This window comes from Hyphomonas sp. (assembly GCF_037969335.1).
Taxonomy (GTDB): Bacteria; Pseudomonadota; Alphaproteobacteria; order Caulobacterales; family Hyphomonadaceae; genus Hyphomonas.
Window position 1 is genome coordinate 33,817 of record NZ_JBBKXE010000053.1, and the last position, 16,972, is coordinate 50,788.

The 16,972-nt window shown below is 58.8% G+C and carries 11 protein-coding genes and 1 pseudogene; all 12 read right to left on the minus strand.

Annotation, left to right across the window (positions count from 1 at the left end):
• Positions 1–197: 197 nt before the first annotated feature.
• A complete protein-coding gene (locus tag AADA04_RS04300) occupies positions 198–1,964 on the minus strand; it encodes an alkaline phosphatase D family protein (protein ID WP_340692008.1) in 1,767 nt (588 codons plus the stop codon).
• A gap of 68 nt (positions 1,965–2,032) precedes the next feature.
• The gene (locus tag AADA04_RS04305) at positions 2,033–4,759 is read right to left on the minus strand and encodes a TonB-dependent receptor plug domain-containing protein (RefSeq protein ID WP_340692009.1); all 2,727 of its coding nucleotides are present in this window, start codon (positions 4,757–4,759) and stop codon (positions 2,033–2,035) included.
• Positions 4,760–4,895: 136 nt separating this feature from the next.
• Complete coding sequence (locus AADA04_RS04310; protein ID WP_340692010.1) at positions 4,896–5,900, minus strand: FecR domain-containing protein; 1,005 nt, start codon at positions 5,898–5,900, stop codon at positions 4,896–4,898.
• A complete protein-coding gene (locus AADA04_RS04315) occupies positions 5,897–6,535 on the minus strand; it encodes a sigma-70 family RNA polymerase sigma factor (RefSeq protein WP_340692011.1) in 639 nt (212 codons plus the stop codon). Before AADA04_RS04315 ends, AADA04_RS04310 begins: the two co-directional genes overlap by 4 nt.
• 219 nt (positions 6,536–6,754) lie before the next feature.
• A pseudogene (locus AADA04_RS04320) lies at positions 6,755–7,918 on the minus strand (IS3 family transposase).
• A 53-nt stretch (positions 7,919–7,971) separates the two neighbouring features.
• Complete coding sequence (locus AADA04_RS04325; protein WP_340692012.1) at positions 7,972–8,952, minus strand: GSU2403 family nucleotidyltransferase fold protein; 981 nt, start codon at positions 8,950–8,952, stop codon at positions 7,972–7,974.
• 647 nt (positions 8,953–9,599) lie between these two features.
• Entirely contained in the window at positions 9,600–10,619 is a 1,020-nt protein-coding gene (locus AADA04_RS04330) for a phytanoyl-CoA dioxygenase family protein (protein ID WP_340692013.1), read from the minus strand.
• Complete coding sequence (locus tag AADA04_RS04335; protein WP_340692014.1) at positions 10,616–11,266, minus strand: acyl-homoserine-lactone synthase; 651 nt, start codon at positions 11,264–11,266, stop codon at positions 10,616–10,618. The genes AADA04_RS04330 and AADA04_RS04335 overlap by 4 nt, the downstream gene beginning before the upstream one ends.
• Before the next feature lie 75 nt (positions 11,267–11,341).
• Complete coding sequence (locus AADA04_RS04340) at positions 11,342–12,070, minus strand: autoinducer binding domain-containing protein (RefSeq protein WP_340692015.1); 729 nt, start codon at positions 12,068–12,070, stop codon at positions 11,342–11,344.
• A gap of 139 nt (positions 12,071–12,209) precedes the next feature.
• Positions 12,210–12,647: a helix-turn-helix transcriptional regulator gene (locus AADA04_RS04345; RefSeq protein ID WP_340692016.1), complete on the minus strand. Its 438-nt coding sequence runs from the start codon at positions 12,645–12,647 to the stop codon at positions 12,210–12,212.
• A gap of 266 nt (positions 12,648–12,913) precedes the next feature.
• A complete protein-coding gene (locus tag AADA04_RS04350; protein WP_340692017.1) occupies positions 12,914–15,460 on the minus strand; it encodes a prolyl oligopeptidase family serine peptidase in 2,547 nt (848 codons plus the stop codon).
• A 113-nt stretch (positions 15,461–15,573) separates the two neighbouring features.
• Positions 15,574–16,972: TonB-dependent receptor (locus tag AADA04_RS04355; protein WP_340692018.1), on the minus strand; the 1,399-nt coding region annotated here is incomplete at its 5' end.

Consider the following 16,972-nt stretch of genomic DNA (forward strand, 5'->3'; position numbering starts at 1 on the left):
ACTAGCCCAAAAACTGGCCCAAAAATGCGGGTTGATGAGAACCAGACATTCTTGCCTATTTCATGTCTCAAATGCCCACCTAAGACCGTGAAATGCTGACAGTCCATTTGTAAACTCGCGAACCGCTTTGCGTCGCAGTCCCCCATAGATGAATTTTCACGAAGCCGCGATCACTTAACAATATGCCACATACCTGCCTATGCTTCCCGAGCTGCCGTCTCGCGCGGGTCACCTGGCGTCTCGTCCGAGGCAATAGGCACCTGCGTCCAGCCGGAACCGGGGGTCGCTTCGATCTGCAAGAAGCAATCGCAGTGATATGCCTTCTGCATGATCGTGCTCACCCGCATGTAGCGCCCATTCATCGCGTCTTTCGACAGGGTCAGGTGGATGAACCCGTGATCGCGGACATTCGCGTAACAGACGTCCTCATTTTTCGCGATGATTGCACGCTCAACCATATCAAAAAAATCGGGGGTGTTACCGATATATCCGTATCCACCCGGCGATGTCACACTGCCTGTCGCAAGCTCCAGTCCCACGAGCTTATCCGTTTTGGGATGGTGAAGCTCGTTCGCCCAGAACATGTGACTGTCGCCCGAGAGGACAATCATGTTGGCATCAGCGGCCTGCGCGTCATTGTAAAGCCGTTCACGGGCGGCAGCATAACCATCCCATGCATCGAGCCCAGCCGGCATACCCCATGAACTACGTTGAAGCCATTTCGAAGCATATCCACCATTGGCCAGCACAGCATCGACCACCTCTGGCTGCAGGATGCTCATGAAATCCGGCGTCCGCATTCGCGCCATAACGGTCTGATTGCCGATGACCTGCCACTGAACTCCCCGCTGGCGGGATGCATGGAGAACCTCGGCAAACCAGGCTTCCTGGGCAGCGCCCATCATCGTGCGCTCCGGCTTGTTCAGGACATCGCGCTCGAAAGTCTCCAGGTCGGGAGCGCCGTCACGCATCGGCATGTCGCGCTCATAGGATATCTGCTGGTCACGCCCCGTAAGCCGAGTTTCAATGACGATAAGAGACGCAATACTGCCGAAATCATAGACCCTGTTGAGACGCTCTCGGGCGGCGCCCGTAACCGGGTCTCGCATAGGTAGCCATTCGAAATAGGCCTGCAGAGCGGCGTTGCGGCGGTTATGCCAGGCATCACCCACTGCCCTGTCCTGCCCCGATGAACCATCCTTCCAGGAATTGTTGGCTGTTTCATGATCGTCCCAGACCGTAATGAAGGTTGCATGGGCGTGAGCTGCCTGAAGGTCCGGGTCTTCACGGTATTGCGCAAGCCTCTGCCTGTAATCTGCCAGCGTGACGATTTCATGAGCCGGAACATGATTGCGGCCGAGCCGCTTGCCCACCGCGCCGTCATACTCACCGGCGGCATGTTCGTAGATATAATCGCCGACATGAATGACCGCGTCGAGGTCTGCAATCTGAGATATCTCGCGATAGACGTTAAAATACCCGGACGGGTAATTGGCGCAGGAGGCCAGCGCCAGGCTGACGGGCCGACTGTCATCAATTGGCAAGGTCTTCATCCGTCCGGTCGCCGACACGACACTGCCAGCCAGGAAGCGATAATAATACACAGTACCTGGCTGCAGCCCCGCGACATCATGCTTGACCGTGAAGTCGCGAGAAGACGTTGTCAGCGAAACGCCTTCCAGCAATAGCGTGTCAAATTCAGGCGTCATCGACACCTGGTAGACCACGGAAAGCGTTGTGACCCCAGGATCGACCGGAAGGGCGCGTGTCCAGATGACGATTGCCGACCGGGTCGGGTCGCCGCTAGCGACACCCCAACTGAACAGTGCATCGTGGGCCGCATTGTCCCTGACCCGCGAGGAGGACTGGCATCCCGCCAGTGTGACCAGACCGGTCACACCCGTCATTTGCCTGAGGGCATCGCGGCGCGACGGATTTGATTTTCCGCCAAACGGATTGGACATGATGAAACTTTCTGTGAAGGGTCAAAACAGGTAAACGGCGAGAGCGCTGCCCCCGCCGTTCACGAGATCTAGAACTGATACTTCAGCGATACGCGGAAGGTCCGTGGCAGGCCGGGCATGACCGCAACCTCCTTGTAGACCTCCGCAGCGGGCGTGAAGTATTCTTGATCGAACAGGTTGTCGATGTTCGCCGAGACGGTGAAATCACCCAGTTCGATAAAGGCTGCTGCCGACGCCAGCGTATAGGACGGCAAGACAATATCGTCAGGAAAGACACCGCCTGTCTCGGAAACGTAAGTTGCTCCCAGCGTTAAACCGCCCTGCGCATCACGGTCACCCAGTTCGAACGTGTCGGTCGTGTAGGTACCGTAAAGACTTGCCACATGTTCCGGTATTGTCGTGAGCGTATAACCGTCTGCCAATTGCGCGACATAGCCGGCATTATTGAAGGCAAAGGTCCCGCCATAACCAAGGACCCCTTCGACACCGAACTGATCTGGGCGCACCTGAAGATACTCGCCCTTGCCCTGGCCGGGCGCATCGACCCGGGTTTCCTGCTGAGTCATCGAAGCCGCAAATGACAGGTTGTCTGATGCGAGCCAGTGTAACTCCAGCTCAATGCCGTCCGCTGTCGTCCCATCCACATTGCCACGCTGGTCGACCTGGCGACGATACTGCTCGTAATAGGCTAGTCCACCAAACAGGTTGCCATTCAGAAGCGAGAACTTCGCGCCGATTTCCTTCAATTCAGATGGAGAGATGAAAAGGTTGGCCGCGATCGTTCCTGTGCTGATGCCTCCTGTCTGAGTCGATTCCAGTGACCGGGAGTCTGCGAAGGTTACATAGGGTGTTATGCCGACAGGCGTTTCATAGCGCAGCGACAAGGACCAGCTCTGCACGCCATCGGAATCTTCCACCAGTGTGTCAGCAAGACCAAACACGGTTTCGCCAGTATTGATCGCTTCCGCATCATAATAGTCGTAACGCCAGCCAGCGAGAAGGCTGAGGCGGTCATACAAGGTGATATCTGAAACCGCGAATGCCGATTTCGAAGTCCACTCCATGTCGTAACGCGAGTCCCAAAGCAGGTTGCCCTGCGCATCGCGGTTCGGTGCCTGTATGCGATCATCCGCTGTCGCGCCGAAAGAAAGGTCCCGCCGGTCAGAGGCGATATAACCGGAGAGGAAGGATTCATACTGTTTGGCGTCGTGATGACGAAACCCAAGACCGACCACCGAGTCAGCTGTCAGGTAATTGCCCAACGCGTTCTTGAAGGAATAGCTGGCGCGCAATTCTTCGGCCTGTGATTCATAGTCTGCCGCGAAACCGAAGCTGTTGAACCGCTGATTTTCCATCTTGTCGATGAATGCCTGAACAGACAGCTTTCCCGTTTCACCAACTGCACGCTCGATACCAGCATACGCCGTGAGCGTACTCGTATTGTTATAGTCATCCTTGTCAGCCAGGATCTTGCTGCCATCCAGGCGGGTTGTGCCAACGCCTTCGTCGAGCGCGAATTCCGGCTGGTTCGAACCATAAAACTCAGCAATCTGGCGCAGGTTTGAGGTTCCATAGCTGGCACCGACAGCAGCGTCTATTTCGCTATAGCTCAGGTAGCCGTTCCCATCGAGGTCCCGAATATCCGTGTCTCGACCAGTGACATAGGTGCCGTTGTCGATCAGGTCCTGCGTGACTCGATTCCAGCCGGGAGTCTGGATCTGTCCCGATTCATCAAAATACATGACGTTGAATTCGACAGACCAATTGTCGGAGAGGTCACCCACATATGTCGCCTGCAGGTTTGTGTGTTCAGGTTCGATATTATCGTAATACGAGCCCGAGTTTTCATACTCGCCGAACAGGTGGAAGCCACCCCTGCCAGCCGGTATCGAAAGCTCACCTGATACAACGGCCTTGTCGTAAGACCCCGTGGTTGCAGCTACTGACCCGCCGATCGCATCAATATAGGCTTTGCCGTCACCCCGGGCCGTCTTTGGTACAAAGTTGAGAAGACCGCCGACCTTGCCTGGACCATAAATGGGTGATGCCGGACCACGCAGGACCTCCACATAGGAGGCAGCACTCAGGTTGGATGAATAGTTCCCGCGGTTTTCAATCCGCTTGAACCCCTGAAAATATGTGTCGGCCAGGGTCCCCCGCACGTTCAGGTTTCCCGGCACGCCGAAGAAGCTGGCAGTAAATGTTCCGGGTACGGCGGCCAGCAGGTCATCGACATCCTCCATGCCGTAACGGTCAATGGTGATCTCGCTGACACGGCTGGCAGAGCGCGGCGTTTCAAGCAGTGACATCGACAGGCCCGTCAGGGAGTCTGTCGCACCTTTTTGAAGCTGGTCCAGCGGGTCAAGCCGGGTACCCGTGACCATCACCGTTGCGAGAACAGACGTCTCATCCTCAGCGGGAGATTGACCCGGCTGGAGACTTGCCGAGCCGCCTGACCGACGCGTAGCGGAGAGCGGTTCAATGATGACAGCGCCGCTGTCATCGACACGAAATGACAGGGACGTGCCTCGAAGCAGCTGCGCGAGCGCATCATGTGGCGTCATGGTTCCCGTGACGGTCCCACTGCGCAAACTGTCGAGCAGGTCGCCCGGCGCGATCACGACCAGGCCTGTCTGGGTGGAAAGATCCTCTATCGCGGATTCAAGTGCCTGCGATTGAATTCGAATGTCGACCGACGTCATATCGCCGTTCTGGGCGATGGCTGTGCCGGCAAGCACAAGGCTCGCGACCGTTCCAAGCAGAACGCGCCGCAGATCGAATGCGTAAGTTTCCATAATGTCTTCCAGTCAAAGGCGCACAGACGTACGCTGCAAATGGACGCCGGGAACCCTCGCCCAGCCCCTCCATGCCTCTTTGACGTTCAACAGGTGACAGTCATTTCATCGTTTCAGACAGTTTCACGAAATCTTCTTAATCTGCGCCGCGACGTTGACGCAAAATGATCGCTCCGGTTTCGGTCCTCAGGGTTTCCAGCTCCAGACTTAGGGCGATCCCCGATATGGCCGTTTCAACCTGCTCAGTGCCGAATGATGCCGTGACGCGAAGGTCTGCCAATTCACTCGATTGCAGGTATACACCACCTTCGAAATACCTGTTCACTTCTGACACCAGGTCCGCAAGCCGGCTGTTCCGGAACATGAGTCTTCGATTGCGCCACGCGCCAGCCTGCAAGAGATCAAAGGGAGCGACCTCAAGCGTGCCATCGCGCGTCGCGAGCGCTTGTTCTCCTCCACTCAGCACAGCCTCGCGTCCTCCGCTCGTATGTATGACGCGAACACTTCCCTCAACGACGCTTACCTTGTCATGGTCCGGCTTCAGGTCGACTTCGAACACGGTCCCCGTCACTCGCACCTCCACCTGGTCTGTCTCCACCACGAATGGCCTGGCCGGATCCTTGCTGACATCAAAAAATCCCCCGCCTTCCGTCAGTCGCAACCGGCGCTCCTCTGCAGAAAACCGGACCCGCATATCCGAACGGCCCGCAAGCGTGACACGCGTGCCGTCCTCTAGGACAATTTCGCGGACTTCTCCGATCGCAGTTTCGAACCTGCTTTCCTGGGCTGGCCTTTCAATTGGCAAGTTCGTCTTGTCCGGAATCTGCCCGATCACCGTGAATACGGCTAAGCAGGCAGCAATCAGCCCGATGCCGGCAACCATGCCGCGGATGATCGGATGACGCACTGGACGTGAAATTTCATTATGCGCATCGACATGGTCCAGCGCTGCCGCATTGAGCGGTTCGCTCCAGCCGATCTCGTCCCAAACGCGTTGCAATTGAAGGAAGGCTTCAGCGTGCGAGATATCCGCAGCGAGCCATTCTTTGAGTTTCATGTCTTGCGGCACGTCCATTGCGCCACTCCGGCTGAGGGCAAACCATTTGCGGGCGGCATCGGATACAGACACGGAACGGGTCAAACGCTCTCAATCCCTTCCTGTTGAAGCCGTTCAAGCAGCTGCCCCAGAGATCTCTGGATGCTGCGACTGATATAGGCCGCCGAAAGACCCGTCCTTTTCGAGATGTCGGCGTAGGAGATATTCTCGATACGGCTGAGGACAATCAGTTGCCGCGCCTCCTCGGGGAGCGCGGCGATGGCTTCATTCAGTAGCGCATATCGTTGACGGTTGATGAGAATGACTTCCGGCGTAGACTCTTCAAATTCGGGCACGGTTGCGATGCGCAACGCCGAAGTCCGGAACTTCTCCCGCACTTTCATACGCCTTATTTCGTCGAGCATGATGTTGCGCGCCATGGCAAAGAGAAAAGCGCGGACATTCCTGACCGTTTCTGCACCTTCGAGTTCCAGAAACTTCAACATTGCGCTCTGGACTGCATCTTCAGGATCCGGTGGGGGAGCACCAAAACGATGAACCAGGGCTTTTGCGATCACAAGACCATGTTCTCGCTGAAGGTCCAGCAACCGCCCGCAATCATTCGGGACCGCTTTCTTCACATGACCGTCTAACACCCGTTCCGAACGAAGGTCGCGCCGATTTTGACGATCCGCGAACTTGACGAGAACGGCCTCGTTCACAATTGCGTCCAGCGGCATTTCTGTCCCCCATGAAACGCGACCGGCGCGCCAGTACACCGATCCTGATCGTCAAGTCAGATTTCAATTAGGGGATTTCTGTCTGCTGAGTGTGAAACATTTGCGAAACCGCTGATGGCTCGCGCAGAGAAGGGCTCCACGCTCAAACGACATTCTAGTTTTGCCGGCAATCCTGAACGCGATCGATCCATCCTGACCTGAGCCCCTCGCGTCCCTCATTCATTTTGAGAGTCTGGCCCTTTCATAGTCCATGGTTAGAGGTGTGGCGAGCGCGTCGGGAGCGGAGCTCCCCACATGCACGAGGTGATCGTATACGATCACGACGCGCTGCGGGCGTCAGCCCGCCCAGTGATGAGTGAGGCCGGTGGTGGTTGTAGTCGTGTCGCCAGCGCCCGAGGATCTTGCGGGCATGGGTAAGGCTGTCGAACACTTCCTCGTTAAGGCACTCATCGCGTAGCTTGCCATTGAAGCTCTCGACGAAGCCGTTCTGTTGCGGCTTGCCCGGCGCGATATAGTGCCAGGCGATGCCGGTTTGGTTTTGCCATTCGAGGATGGCGCGACTGGTCAGCTCAGTCCCATTGTCCGAGACAATGGTTTCGGGCCTGCCATAGAGCCGGATGCAGCGATCCAGTTCACGAGCCACGCGGGCACCGGACAGGGACGTATCTGCGACCAGCGCAAGGCATTCTCTGGTGTAGTCATCGATCACGTTCAGCATGCGGAAGCGCCGCGCAGGACCGAACACATCTGATACAAAATCGAGGCTCCAGCGCTGCGACGGACCGTCTGGCACGGGCATTGGTTCACGCGTGCCAGTAGCGCGCTTGCGGCCTCGCCTGCGTTTCACCGCTAGTCCTTCCTCCTTGTAGAGACGCCTCAGTTTCTTGTGGTTCATCACGATGCCCTCCCGTTCGAGCATGATGCCAATGCGCCGATAGCCGAACCGGCGGCGCGTTGCCGCGATCTCGCGCATGCATTTGCGGATCTCCGGATTGTCCGGTTCCGGCTCACGCCTGACAGTTTTCGGATCGACGCTGACCAGTCGGCAGGCGCGGCGCTGGGAGATGTCGTATTTATCGATCACCTTGAGCGCCGCATCCCGCTTCAACTGGGGCGTCGTCAGGGCTTTCCCAGCAGGTCTTTCAGGATCGAGTTGTCGAGCATGCTGTCAGCCAGAAGCCGCTTCAGCCGTGCGTTCTCGGTTTCCAGCGTCTTCAGCTTGCGGGCATCCGACACGTCCATCCCACCATACTTCGCCTTCCACTTGTAGAAGGTCGCCGAGCTGACCCCGTGACGCCGGCACACGTCTGCCGTTGCCATGCCACGCTCCTGCTCTGCCAGGATCGCGATGATCTGTTCCTCGGTAAATTTGCTCTTGCGCATTGTCTGTCTCCGTTACGACAGACTCTCCATTCAAATGCGGGACCATTTGGGGCTCAGGTCACAGACTGCCAAGCCTTGTAAAATGGCACAAGTTCGCCAGGCATCGTCGATTCGAAGTCCTGGTCTAACGGATACTGGGGCATGACCTCCGAGATCGCATTGAGAAGCGCCATGCCTTGTCGGCGGTCTTTCGGGCGCTTCAATGGGTTGCGGTCTTTCTTCTCCGACATCCAGAGCTTCTGAAGCGCAAACCAGCGTGGGTCGGGCGCGACGATCCGGGCGGGTGTGCCATCCCTGCACCCGACCACCTGATCCACAGGGCGGCCCAGCAGGAGCCATTCCTGCTCTGGCAGGGGGACGGGTTTTGGCCTGTCGCTCCTGCTCATGCTACCGGCCCGCGATGGCGCAACCAGGATTTCGACTTCGTAGGCCTTCGAATTGCGCGCCTGAAAGTTGCGTTCGGTATTTACGGTGAAGGTCGGGTCGACCGACTTGAGCATGTCCCAGACAAGTGTGGCCGGCTCCTCCGATTGCTCTGCCGACCACGCAAGATCGAAATCCTCGGTTTCATCGGGCGCACCAATAAGTGCTCCGGCAGCCTCGACAGCGTAAGCCGCCATCGCGTTGGTTCCGACCACCAGCAAATGACTTCCCAGAAGACCCCGGCGGTCAATCTCCCTCAGCAAGGGCCCCGCATCACTTGAGAGCAGCGGCAGGCGAAGCGCCCGATAGAGACGCGCACTCTCGTCCAGGACCTCCCTTGCACCATCCCTTTGGGCTTTCGCCGCAGCCTTCTCGTCATGATAGGCAGTGAATGTCGCCTCCAGATCGTCATTCCAGCGTCCGAGGCTCTTGCCATTACCACTGCGATCGAAAATCTCGTAGAGATAAGGATTTCCCGAGACTGTCTTGCGACGCAGGTCATAAGGCATCGACGTGAGGCTTCGCTCCGCATCCATCCAGACTTCATAGCGCTGGCGCAGGTTGATGAGCGTTCGGAGTTGCTCATCCGAAAAGGGTTTTACAGCGGACATAAAAGCAATTTATCCCACAATTTCTAATTATTCAATTATGTGGGATAAATTACTGTCACTTATTCCTTTGAAAAGGTCCATCCTCATCGAATCCCTGTCAGCCACATGCGGCAACTTCTTCAGACACCAGGCGCGATCGATTCTTCACTTCTTGCACTCGGACTCTCACATGAGCAACAGCATCAGGAACTGCTTCTGACCGATATCCTGCACCTCTTTGCCCAAAAACTAACCCAAATCAGATCCCGATCTCTTCAAAAGCAGATAACGCCCGACCGTCTGTTTACAAAGACGAACAGAAGAAAAACGGGTGCGGTCAGATGCATTAAAATCAATGACTCAGTGCAAGTTCGCTAGACCAGATATTCACAACGTTTATTAAACATCATCGATCACGCGCCAGTGAGCCATGCGTATTTGGCGTGTCTTGCGAGAGATCGAGGTCTACTCGGCGCCATACTGTCTCGTCGGATTTTGCCAATCACTCCTGCTCCTGAACCAGCCCCTTTATCCGAGCCGTTTATTTGGACACTCCATTCGCTTTTTTTTAAGATTGCCTGGTTAGGTCCAGCCCCCCTGCCAAGACGGTTATCCGGCCCCCTTATAACAACCTGCGCTATTCCCGTTGGTTCATCTATTTGACTGCCTCAAGTTTCTGAAGAAGAAGCACCCGGACCAAGACATTCGTACACGTCTGCGAGTCTAAGATCCGGCCATGGTTTGGGCCAGACGATCGGATAGTCGGCAGAAAGCAGTCTGTCGCCATCCCTCAGGTCGTGGGCGACGCCGACTTGCGGGATTGCCCCGGGCCGGTCGAAATAGCGGACCTGGTCGCCGCAATAACGCAGCGACATGGCCCGGCGCCACCGATCCGATCGGTTTCCCCCGGACCCGTGCAAGGTCATGACATGGTGAATGATGACATCACCCGGCATCACATCGAATGCCACAATGTCATAAGCGTCTGGCGCGCTTTCAATGTCAGGGCACCTGCGCTCTGGTGACGAGCGGAACGGGGTCTGGGAGACAAACACGTTAGGCGCATAGGTCTCGCCCCACCGGTGAGACCCGCGAACATATTGAATGCGGCCATTGTCATGGGTCACAGGGTCCAGTGCGATCCAGACCACGACACATTGTGTCCCCGAAATCTGGAAATAGGCGAGATCCTGATGGAAGGCGGTTTTCTGGCGCGTGTGCGGCCCTTTGACGAAAGTGGTGTCCTCCCAGAAATTCACATAGCGCGCATCGAGCAGTTCTGCGGCAATTTCGGGAAGTCGGGAATCGAACGCCACCTTGCGCACGCCACCGTCAGACTTCCAGGCAGCTGCGTCGTAGAAGAAGACACCTGCTGCGTCGAACGCGTCGGTTTCGCGGAGCGGTCGCGCCTCGGGGTCATCCAGAATCATGTCCTTCATCATCTGCATGTCGAAGCGCTCGGCTGCGCCCGTGTCCATGCTTCGAGCGGGATGCCAGATCTGGCGTGCCAGGTCTTCAAAATCATAACCGGTTGTCGTCTGTCCCAATCCAGCCAATTGCCGGTCTACGGCATCGCGCAAATGCGTTATCTCCGTGTCTGTCAGGACTTTGCGCAGACAGACGACGCCGTCCCGGTCGAAGGCGGCGCGGTCAGCGGGCGAAACAGGCCGGTCCGGACGCGCGGTCATGCGCTTCTCGCCTGCGCCGCTACACGTTTTGCTCCCGTATATCCTGCAACAATCGATTCAGCATTCCGGTGTCGGTCAAGCTGTCGATCGAGCGCGGCAAGATCTATTTCCGAGACAGCCGCGATCCATGCCCAGTCGCCGTCTGATCGCTTTGGCAGGCCAAGGGGTTCAGTCCGCCAGACCTGCTGGACCAGGTTGTAGAATTTCTGATGGGTGAGCCAGCTCAGGCGATTGATACCATGATCAAGGCAATAGACCGTCAGGCCAATCCCGAGCTGGCATCGCACACGGAGATCATCCACCCGGTCGGCCATGGCGGCCCTGTCCGTCACGAACCGTGAGCACTCCCAGACATGCTGTCCGACCGGAAAAGGCTGGAGGTCACAATAATCGGCAAACAGCTCGCTGAGCATGTGCGGACCCGTTGTCGGATTGACGCGGACGGTTGCGATCACAGCGCCATTGGCGCTCCTGACGACCACATAGACCGTCTTCGCGGTGTCAAACTGGTCCTTGTCGCACCCGGGCGCGAGTCCCGGGATATCCCAGCCCCATTCGCCGACGACGATGCGGTAGCGCATATGGTGCATGTCGGTCAGGACATCCTCATACTGATGCCGGTTCTTTGGCGTGATGATGGTGAACATGAATGGGCCTCCGACTGTTGGAGCTCCATCATCTAGCCAAGGCGCGGACAGTTCATGTCCCCGTTCAGGGACTTGTCAGGGGAAAATCTTGCTGCCGGCAATCGCGGTCGCGACAAGATGGGCCCGGTTCACAGTCTCGAGCTTGGCGCTCGCACGGCCCAGCGTCTTCTTGACCGTGTCTTCCTTGATCCCGAGAATGCGGGCGATCTCCCAATTCGACTTTCCGGCGGCCGCAAACTGAACGCATTCGGTTTCACGCGGGGTCAGTTCGGCGAGCTTCTGGTAGGGAAACGGTCCCAGCATGTCTTCAAGGTGATAATAGGCGGCCTGGCAGACAATCTCGAGTTCCGATACCTGGACAGGTGAAAGCTCCGGCCGGTTACGTCCCCCCAGCGACACGCCTCCGGAAATACTGTCCAGGGCATGCATCGGGAACATGATGCCATGGGACATGCCGTAATCATGCACCATGTCCACGACCATCCTGCCGGCGCGGCTCGCATGCGCCCGGGCTTCAGCCCAGCTGAAAGGACGCTTGGACCTCAACGCGCAGATGGCGATCGGATCGTGCAAGACTGCCATCTGCTGCCGGCGGCGCGCCTGCAATTCATCGGGCCAGTCGGACAGGTAGAGAATGTTCTTGAGCGCCACGTTTGCGGGATTGACGAGCTGGCCGAGGAATATTCGCTCGAACCCGTATGGCGCAATAAAACCGCCAAGCGCCGAAACCACCGCTTCGGTTGTCGATGTCTGCTGGATCTGCCTGATCGCGTCCAGGACGACCGCGCCATCATAGTCACGCATGGATGCACTCCTTTTGCATCCCGTCTAATAGAAATCGAAATCAATTTAAACAAGAACTCGTTCCGGCGTGTTGATGACTTGCCTCTGACGGCAGTTCATCAGGCCCATGGGAGCCGCGCGGCCGGGACCGATCCGCTGCTCAGGGTTTAGAGGCCAGGATCTTGAGGATGTCGACCATCTTTTGGAGCGTTGATTCCGACCTTGTCCGTTCCAGGCAGAAAAGGCCCTGCTGGCGCAATGCGTCCAAGGCCCCCGATTGTGAACGGCTGCGTCCACGTGCCGGCTGACCTGGCCTGACGAACAGCGTCTCGATGGGAACCGACAGGGCTTCGGACAGATTGCTTATCATGCCTGCACTGAGCCGGTTCGCGCCTGTCTCGTATTTCTGCAATTGCTGGTGACTGATTTTCAGCGCGGCGGACAAATCAACCAGGGTCAGCCCGCGTTCGGTACGCAGACGCCGGACATTCCGGCCCACCAATCTGTCGACATCATTGGGGGATCGCTCTTTTTTGTCGGGTTTGATGGACATGATGGTCGCGCCTGTTCCTTCGGTCAATTTCAATACCTGTTTCAACAACAATCCCAAAACGCAAAAGGGTGCGCGTCAAGTGTGACGTGAGGTGAGCCGGTGGGGGGTCACTACGGTCGTTAGAAATCGACACCGTGCGGGTTCCGGTGATTTTTGCGGGGTCATTTGAAAGCGTTCCCGATCACGCTCAGATGTGCGGACATCCTGGCGTTCTCGAACTCGGCAAGTTCGCTCAATTTCCACTCCAGCTTTTCAAAAAAGTCATGCTAGCGCAGAGTAGAATCCCAGCCTGTCGCCGCGCCCTCGCCCCGCTAGGGGGCTGCACCGGCGTCGCGAAGAAAGGCCATCTGGCGCGCCCACAAGTCCCTTATATTGGCAGGCGATGAGGGCCCGTGCCCCTCTCCCCAATAGCGGACATAGCGGGCCTCCTTGCCGGCCCGCTGCAAGGCGCCATACATTTCGTCGAACTGGGACAGTCCGAACCCGTCCATATCGGAATGGATCAGGAGCACGGGCATGTCGATCGCAGGCGCGAGGAAGACTGGACTGTTGCGAATATAGGCGTCCGGGTCCTCGAACGGCGTCCGGCCGATGCCGAAATCGCTGCCGGCGACAGAATCATAGGACAGGAAGGCCCCAAAGGACTCATACAGGTACGCATAAACGCCTGATCCTGAAAAATAATGGCTGAACAGGTCGGCAAAGCTGTTCTTGGCAATCACGGCCCGGAAGCGCGGCGACTTCGCTGCAACAAAGAGCGCAGAAACGCCGCCCTGGCTGAACCCGTAGAGCGTCATACGGCCCTGATCCGCCAGGTCCTGGTCGATCAGCGCCGTGACGCCGGCATCAACGACCGCAGCCATGCCGGCAATCGGCCCTTCACGCGTCCGGATGAGATCACGCGGTGTCGTGAGCCGCGCATAGGCAAACCCTTGCCCGGCCCAAAGATAGGCAGAATCCGGATCGGGATAGGCCATGGATGGCCCACCGGACAGGCAGTTCGGTCCGACATCCGGATAGATCTCTACGATAAGGGGTGGCGGCGCTTCACTATTATAGCCAGGTGGGAGCAGGACGCAGCTTCGGACGGTGCGACCCGGCAAAAGTCCTTCCGGATCGCTGACCTGATAGGACACCACCTGCCAGCGTCCGAAATCGATCCCGTCAAGATGCGTGTTGATCCGTGATATCTCGCGCAATGTGCCCTTCGCGCCGACGCTGGCGACCTGCAAATGCGATACAGGACCGGTCTCGGTGCGAAACAGGACGGACCCCGACGCATGGCTGCCGGCCAGCGGCTCAGCGCCACCAGCGGGCGAGTCGACAATCAGGGGCGGCTTGCTGCCTGCCAGGTCGACCATCACGATCCGCGCCGGCCCGTCACCCGTGACCTCGACCAATGCCTGGCCTGGAAAGTCCGGCCGGATGACGCTGCTACGCGTCGCGAAGGTTCCCGGTGTCCGGAACCTGAAACGGCCTGGAAGGTCAGGTGTCAGGCGCTTCCGGCCGCCATCTGTGTCCACCGTGTAGATCCCATCCGCGGCCAGCACGGTGAGCTGGCCTGCCGTCGCGCGCAATAATTGCGGGGACAGGTCGGCCAGTCCGGTGGTCAGATTGGTCGCCCCCCCCTTTGCCGACAGGGCATACCAGTCGGCCCGCATCGCGCCGCCGCCCCTGATGTCCTTGAACCTGAACCGTGCGGCCTGGTCCTCTCCCGGCGGCAGGGGCCGCGCAAAGACAGCAAGATCAGGCCCGAGAAAGGCCGCGCGCTCCGGGCGCTGGCGCCAGCCGCGTTCCCGCTCGGAAACAAGGTCCAGTCCGTCATGCGCGTAAGACATTACCTTGCCCGTCCGGATGTCCGCCGCGTAGAATCGGCCATTGCGTGCGTCTTCGTCCGGACGCCAGCCAAACGCCGCCAGCCGCTCGCCGTCATCCGACCAGGCGAGCGTGTAGGGAAAGAATTCCAGACCCGGCGCAAGCGGTCGTGATTGGTGAGAAACGAGATCAAACAGCATGAGGCGATACCGGCGAAGATCCTGCTCGACCAGGCTGCCAGCCCGGCTCGGGCGCGGGAGGGACACGGACAGCCCGGCCAGGTATCGTCCGCCGGGTGCAACGCGCAGGTCGGCGAACAGCCCGTCGGCCAGTTGCGTGGTCTCACCGGTCCGTGCATTGGCGCGGATCAGCCGACCCGGCGCCTGCTGGTCCGAAACGTCTGCAATCGTGGTGCGGACCTCGTTCGCCGTGACGCCTGCGCCGCGCCAGGAATCGTCCCAGGCCTGCGCCAATACCTGGCCTGTATGGGCGCGCACACTCGTGCCAGCAGGCTGCTCGCCATCGGCAAGGGCCGCATATACGAAGGCCTCATCGGATATCCAGACCGGATTGTGCTCGCCGCCCCGGCTGAAGGCCGGAACCGGGCCGAAACGCCGGTATGTGTCGGTGACCATGTCATAGGCGCCGATCGACAGGTCGCCGAAACGGTATTGCATGACCAGGAGGAAGCGCCCGGATGGCGAGAACCCCTGCTGGTAGCTGTGTGGCGCCGGGTCCAGCCCCGGCAGCAATTCAGGCGCCGCGCCCGATGCCGGATCGTAGCGCCACAATTGATGGCCGGACTTCTCATAGGCATAGGTCCGGAAACTGTAATCATCATAAGTCCCGTACGGACGGACCTGCTCATAGACCAGCCAGCGTCCGGACGGGTCTGCGACCGCCGACCCATAGCCTTCGATCTGCATCAGGTCGCCCAGGCCGAAATGACGTGGCTCGGCCGCGCCGGAGACGCAGCCTGCCAGCGCAATGATCAGGCCGGCAGACACGATGGCCCGCACGCCAGGGAGATATCTGCGCGCCATTAATGTAAGTCCTTCTACTCTTGTGTACATCTGCTCAAGTCCACCGCCCCAATGGCGAGGCGATACCGGCGGGCCGTTGAAGGGGATTCTCACGACCCGCCGGATGCCCTGCATCAGAAGACGCGTCGGACTTCAACCGCCACGAACCGCATCAGCGGCGAGGCATTTGTCGGATCGAACCCGACAAGCCTGAGACCGCCCGTCGTCGGCGCGTCAGGCGGCGGCGTATCAAACAGGTTGCTGACTGACAGATTGAGCTGGGTTCCGTCGAGCCAGCCGCCCTGCCCTGCATCGAAAGCATAGGAAACGGAGAGGTCGACCGTGGTCCATGCATCGATCGGCTGGGCTGAGGCCGTATTGTTGGTGCTGTACCCATCGAGGTAATTGACGAAGGCATGGCCCGACAGCCCGCCCCGCGACAGGCCCAGATGGCCCCTGACCTTCAGGTCGACCGGATTGACGAACGTGTTCAGGCGGTCGACCACTGGCGTCGATGCCGACGCCTGCTGGGTGAAGTCGAAGATATAGTTCGCGCTCAGGCCTGCCGAAACAGCCCCCATCCTTGTATCTGTCTCATAGTCCAGCTGGACATCGACACCACTTGTCTCGGTCGCGGCGAGATTGCGGACAACTGCGGCATTGTTGATGACCCCGATATTGTCCAGGTCCTGCGACCCGACCAAGAAGCTGACCGGCCGGGTCAGGGCCGACAGGAGACGGTCGAGTTCGGCGCCCGACGGGAAGAAGATGACTGTTCCGTCCGGCAGGCCCGCAGGGTCGGTATCGTGGATGAAAGGAGCGAACACGGCGGGCAATCCGCCCGGAAGCGGCGTCGTCCCCAGACGGCCCTCAAAGGCAATGTCATAATAGGTCGATTTGAGCGCCCAGTGCGTGTTGCCGCGATCGATCTGGTAATCGAACCCGAACGTGTAGGTGCGCGAGGTTTCCGGGTCGAGGTCGCCGGCGGTGCCGGTGACATACATGTAATCGGTCGCGAGTAATGCCGGATCGGCTGGCAGGCGCCCCACGCCGGCACTGACAAAGGCATAGGGATAGACATCCGCCGTCCGTCTCAGGTCACCGACCCGCCCGAGCGCAGGCGGCGCGAAGGATTCGCTGAACGTGCCGCGCAGGTTCAGTCCATCAACAGGCGACCACAGGGCCCCGATCTTGGGATTGAACGTGGTCCCGAAATCCGAATAATCGTCCAGCCGGCCCGAAAGGTTGAACTCGAGCCGCCGGATGCCCGGCACCGTGTTCGCCTCGCCCACGACCGGAATGCCGAGTTCGCCATAGATCGCCCCGACCGTCCGGGTCGCCTGGTTCTCGACGCTGCCGCCGGCGACATCGCTGGTCAGGTCCTCTTCGCGATAATGGCCGCCAATCGCGGCAGCTACCGGGCCGCCCGGTAGCGATAGGACATCCCCGCTCAGCAGAAGGTCGCCTGACCAGAGGTCAGAGCGCGTCCGCCGGACAGTGGGAGGCCGCAGCGCCGGTGTCAGGGTCTGGTCA

Coding starts and splice junctions, on each gene's coding strand:
- AADA04_RS04325 (WP_340692012.1), bottom strand. CDS start 8,952: ATGTCCGCTGTAAAACCCTTTTCGGATGAGCAACTCCGAACGCTCATC.
- AADA04_RS04340 (WP_340692015.1), bottom strand. CDS start 12,070: ATGCGTGACTATGATGGCGCGGTCGTCCTGGACGCGATCAGGCAGATC.
- AADA04_RS04350 (WP_340692017.1), bottom strand. CDS start 15,460: ATGGCGCGCAGATATCTCCCTGGCGTGCGGGCCATCGTGTCTGCCGGC.
- AADA04_RS04315 (WP_340692011.1), bottom strand. CDS start 6,535: ATGCCGCTGGACGCAATTGTGAACGAGGCCGTTCTCGTCAAGTTCGCG.
- AADA04_RS04330 (WP_340692013.1), bottom strand. CDS start 10,619: ATGACCGCGCGTCCGGACCGGCCTGTTTCGCCCGCTGACCGCGCCGCC.
- AADA04_RS04335 (WP_340692014.1), bottom strand. CDS start 11,266: ATGTTCACCATCATCACGCCAAAGAACCGGCATCAGTATGAGGATGTC.
- AADA04_RS04305 (WP_340692009.1), bottom strand. CDS start 4,759: ATGGAAACTTACGCATTCGATCTGCGGCGCGTTCTGCTTGGAACGGTC.
- AADA04_RS04300 (WP_340692008.1), bottom strand. CDS start 1,964: ATGTCCAATCCGTTTGGCGGAAAATCAAATCCGTCGCGCCGCGATGCC.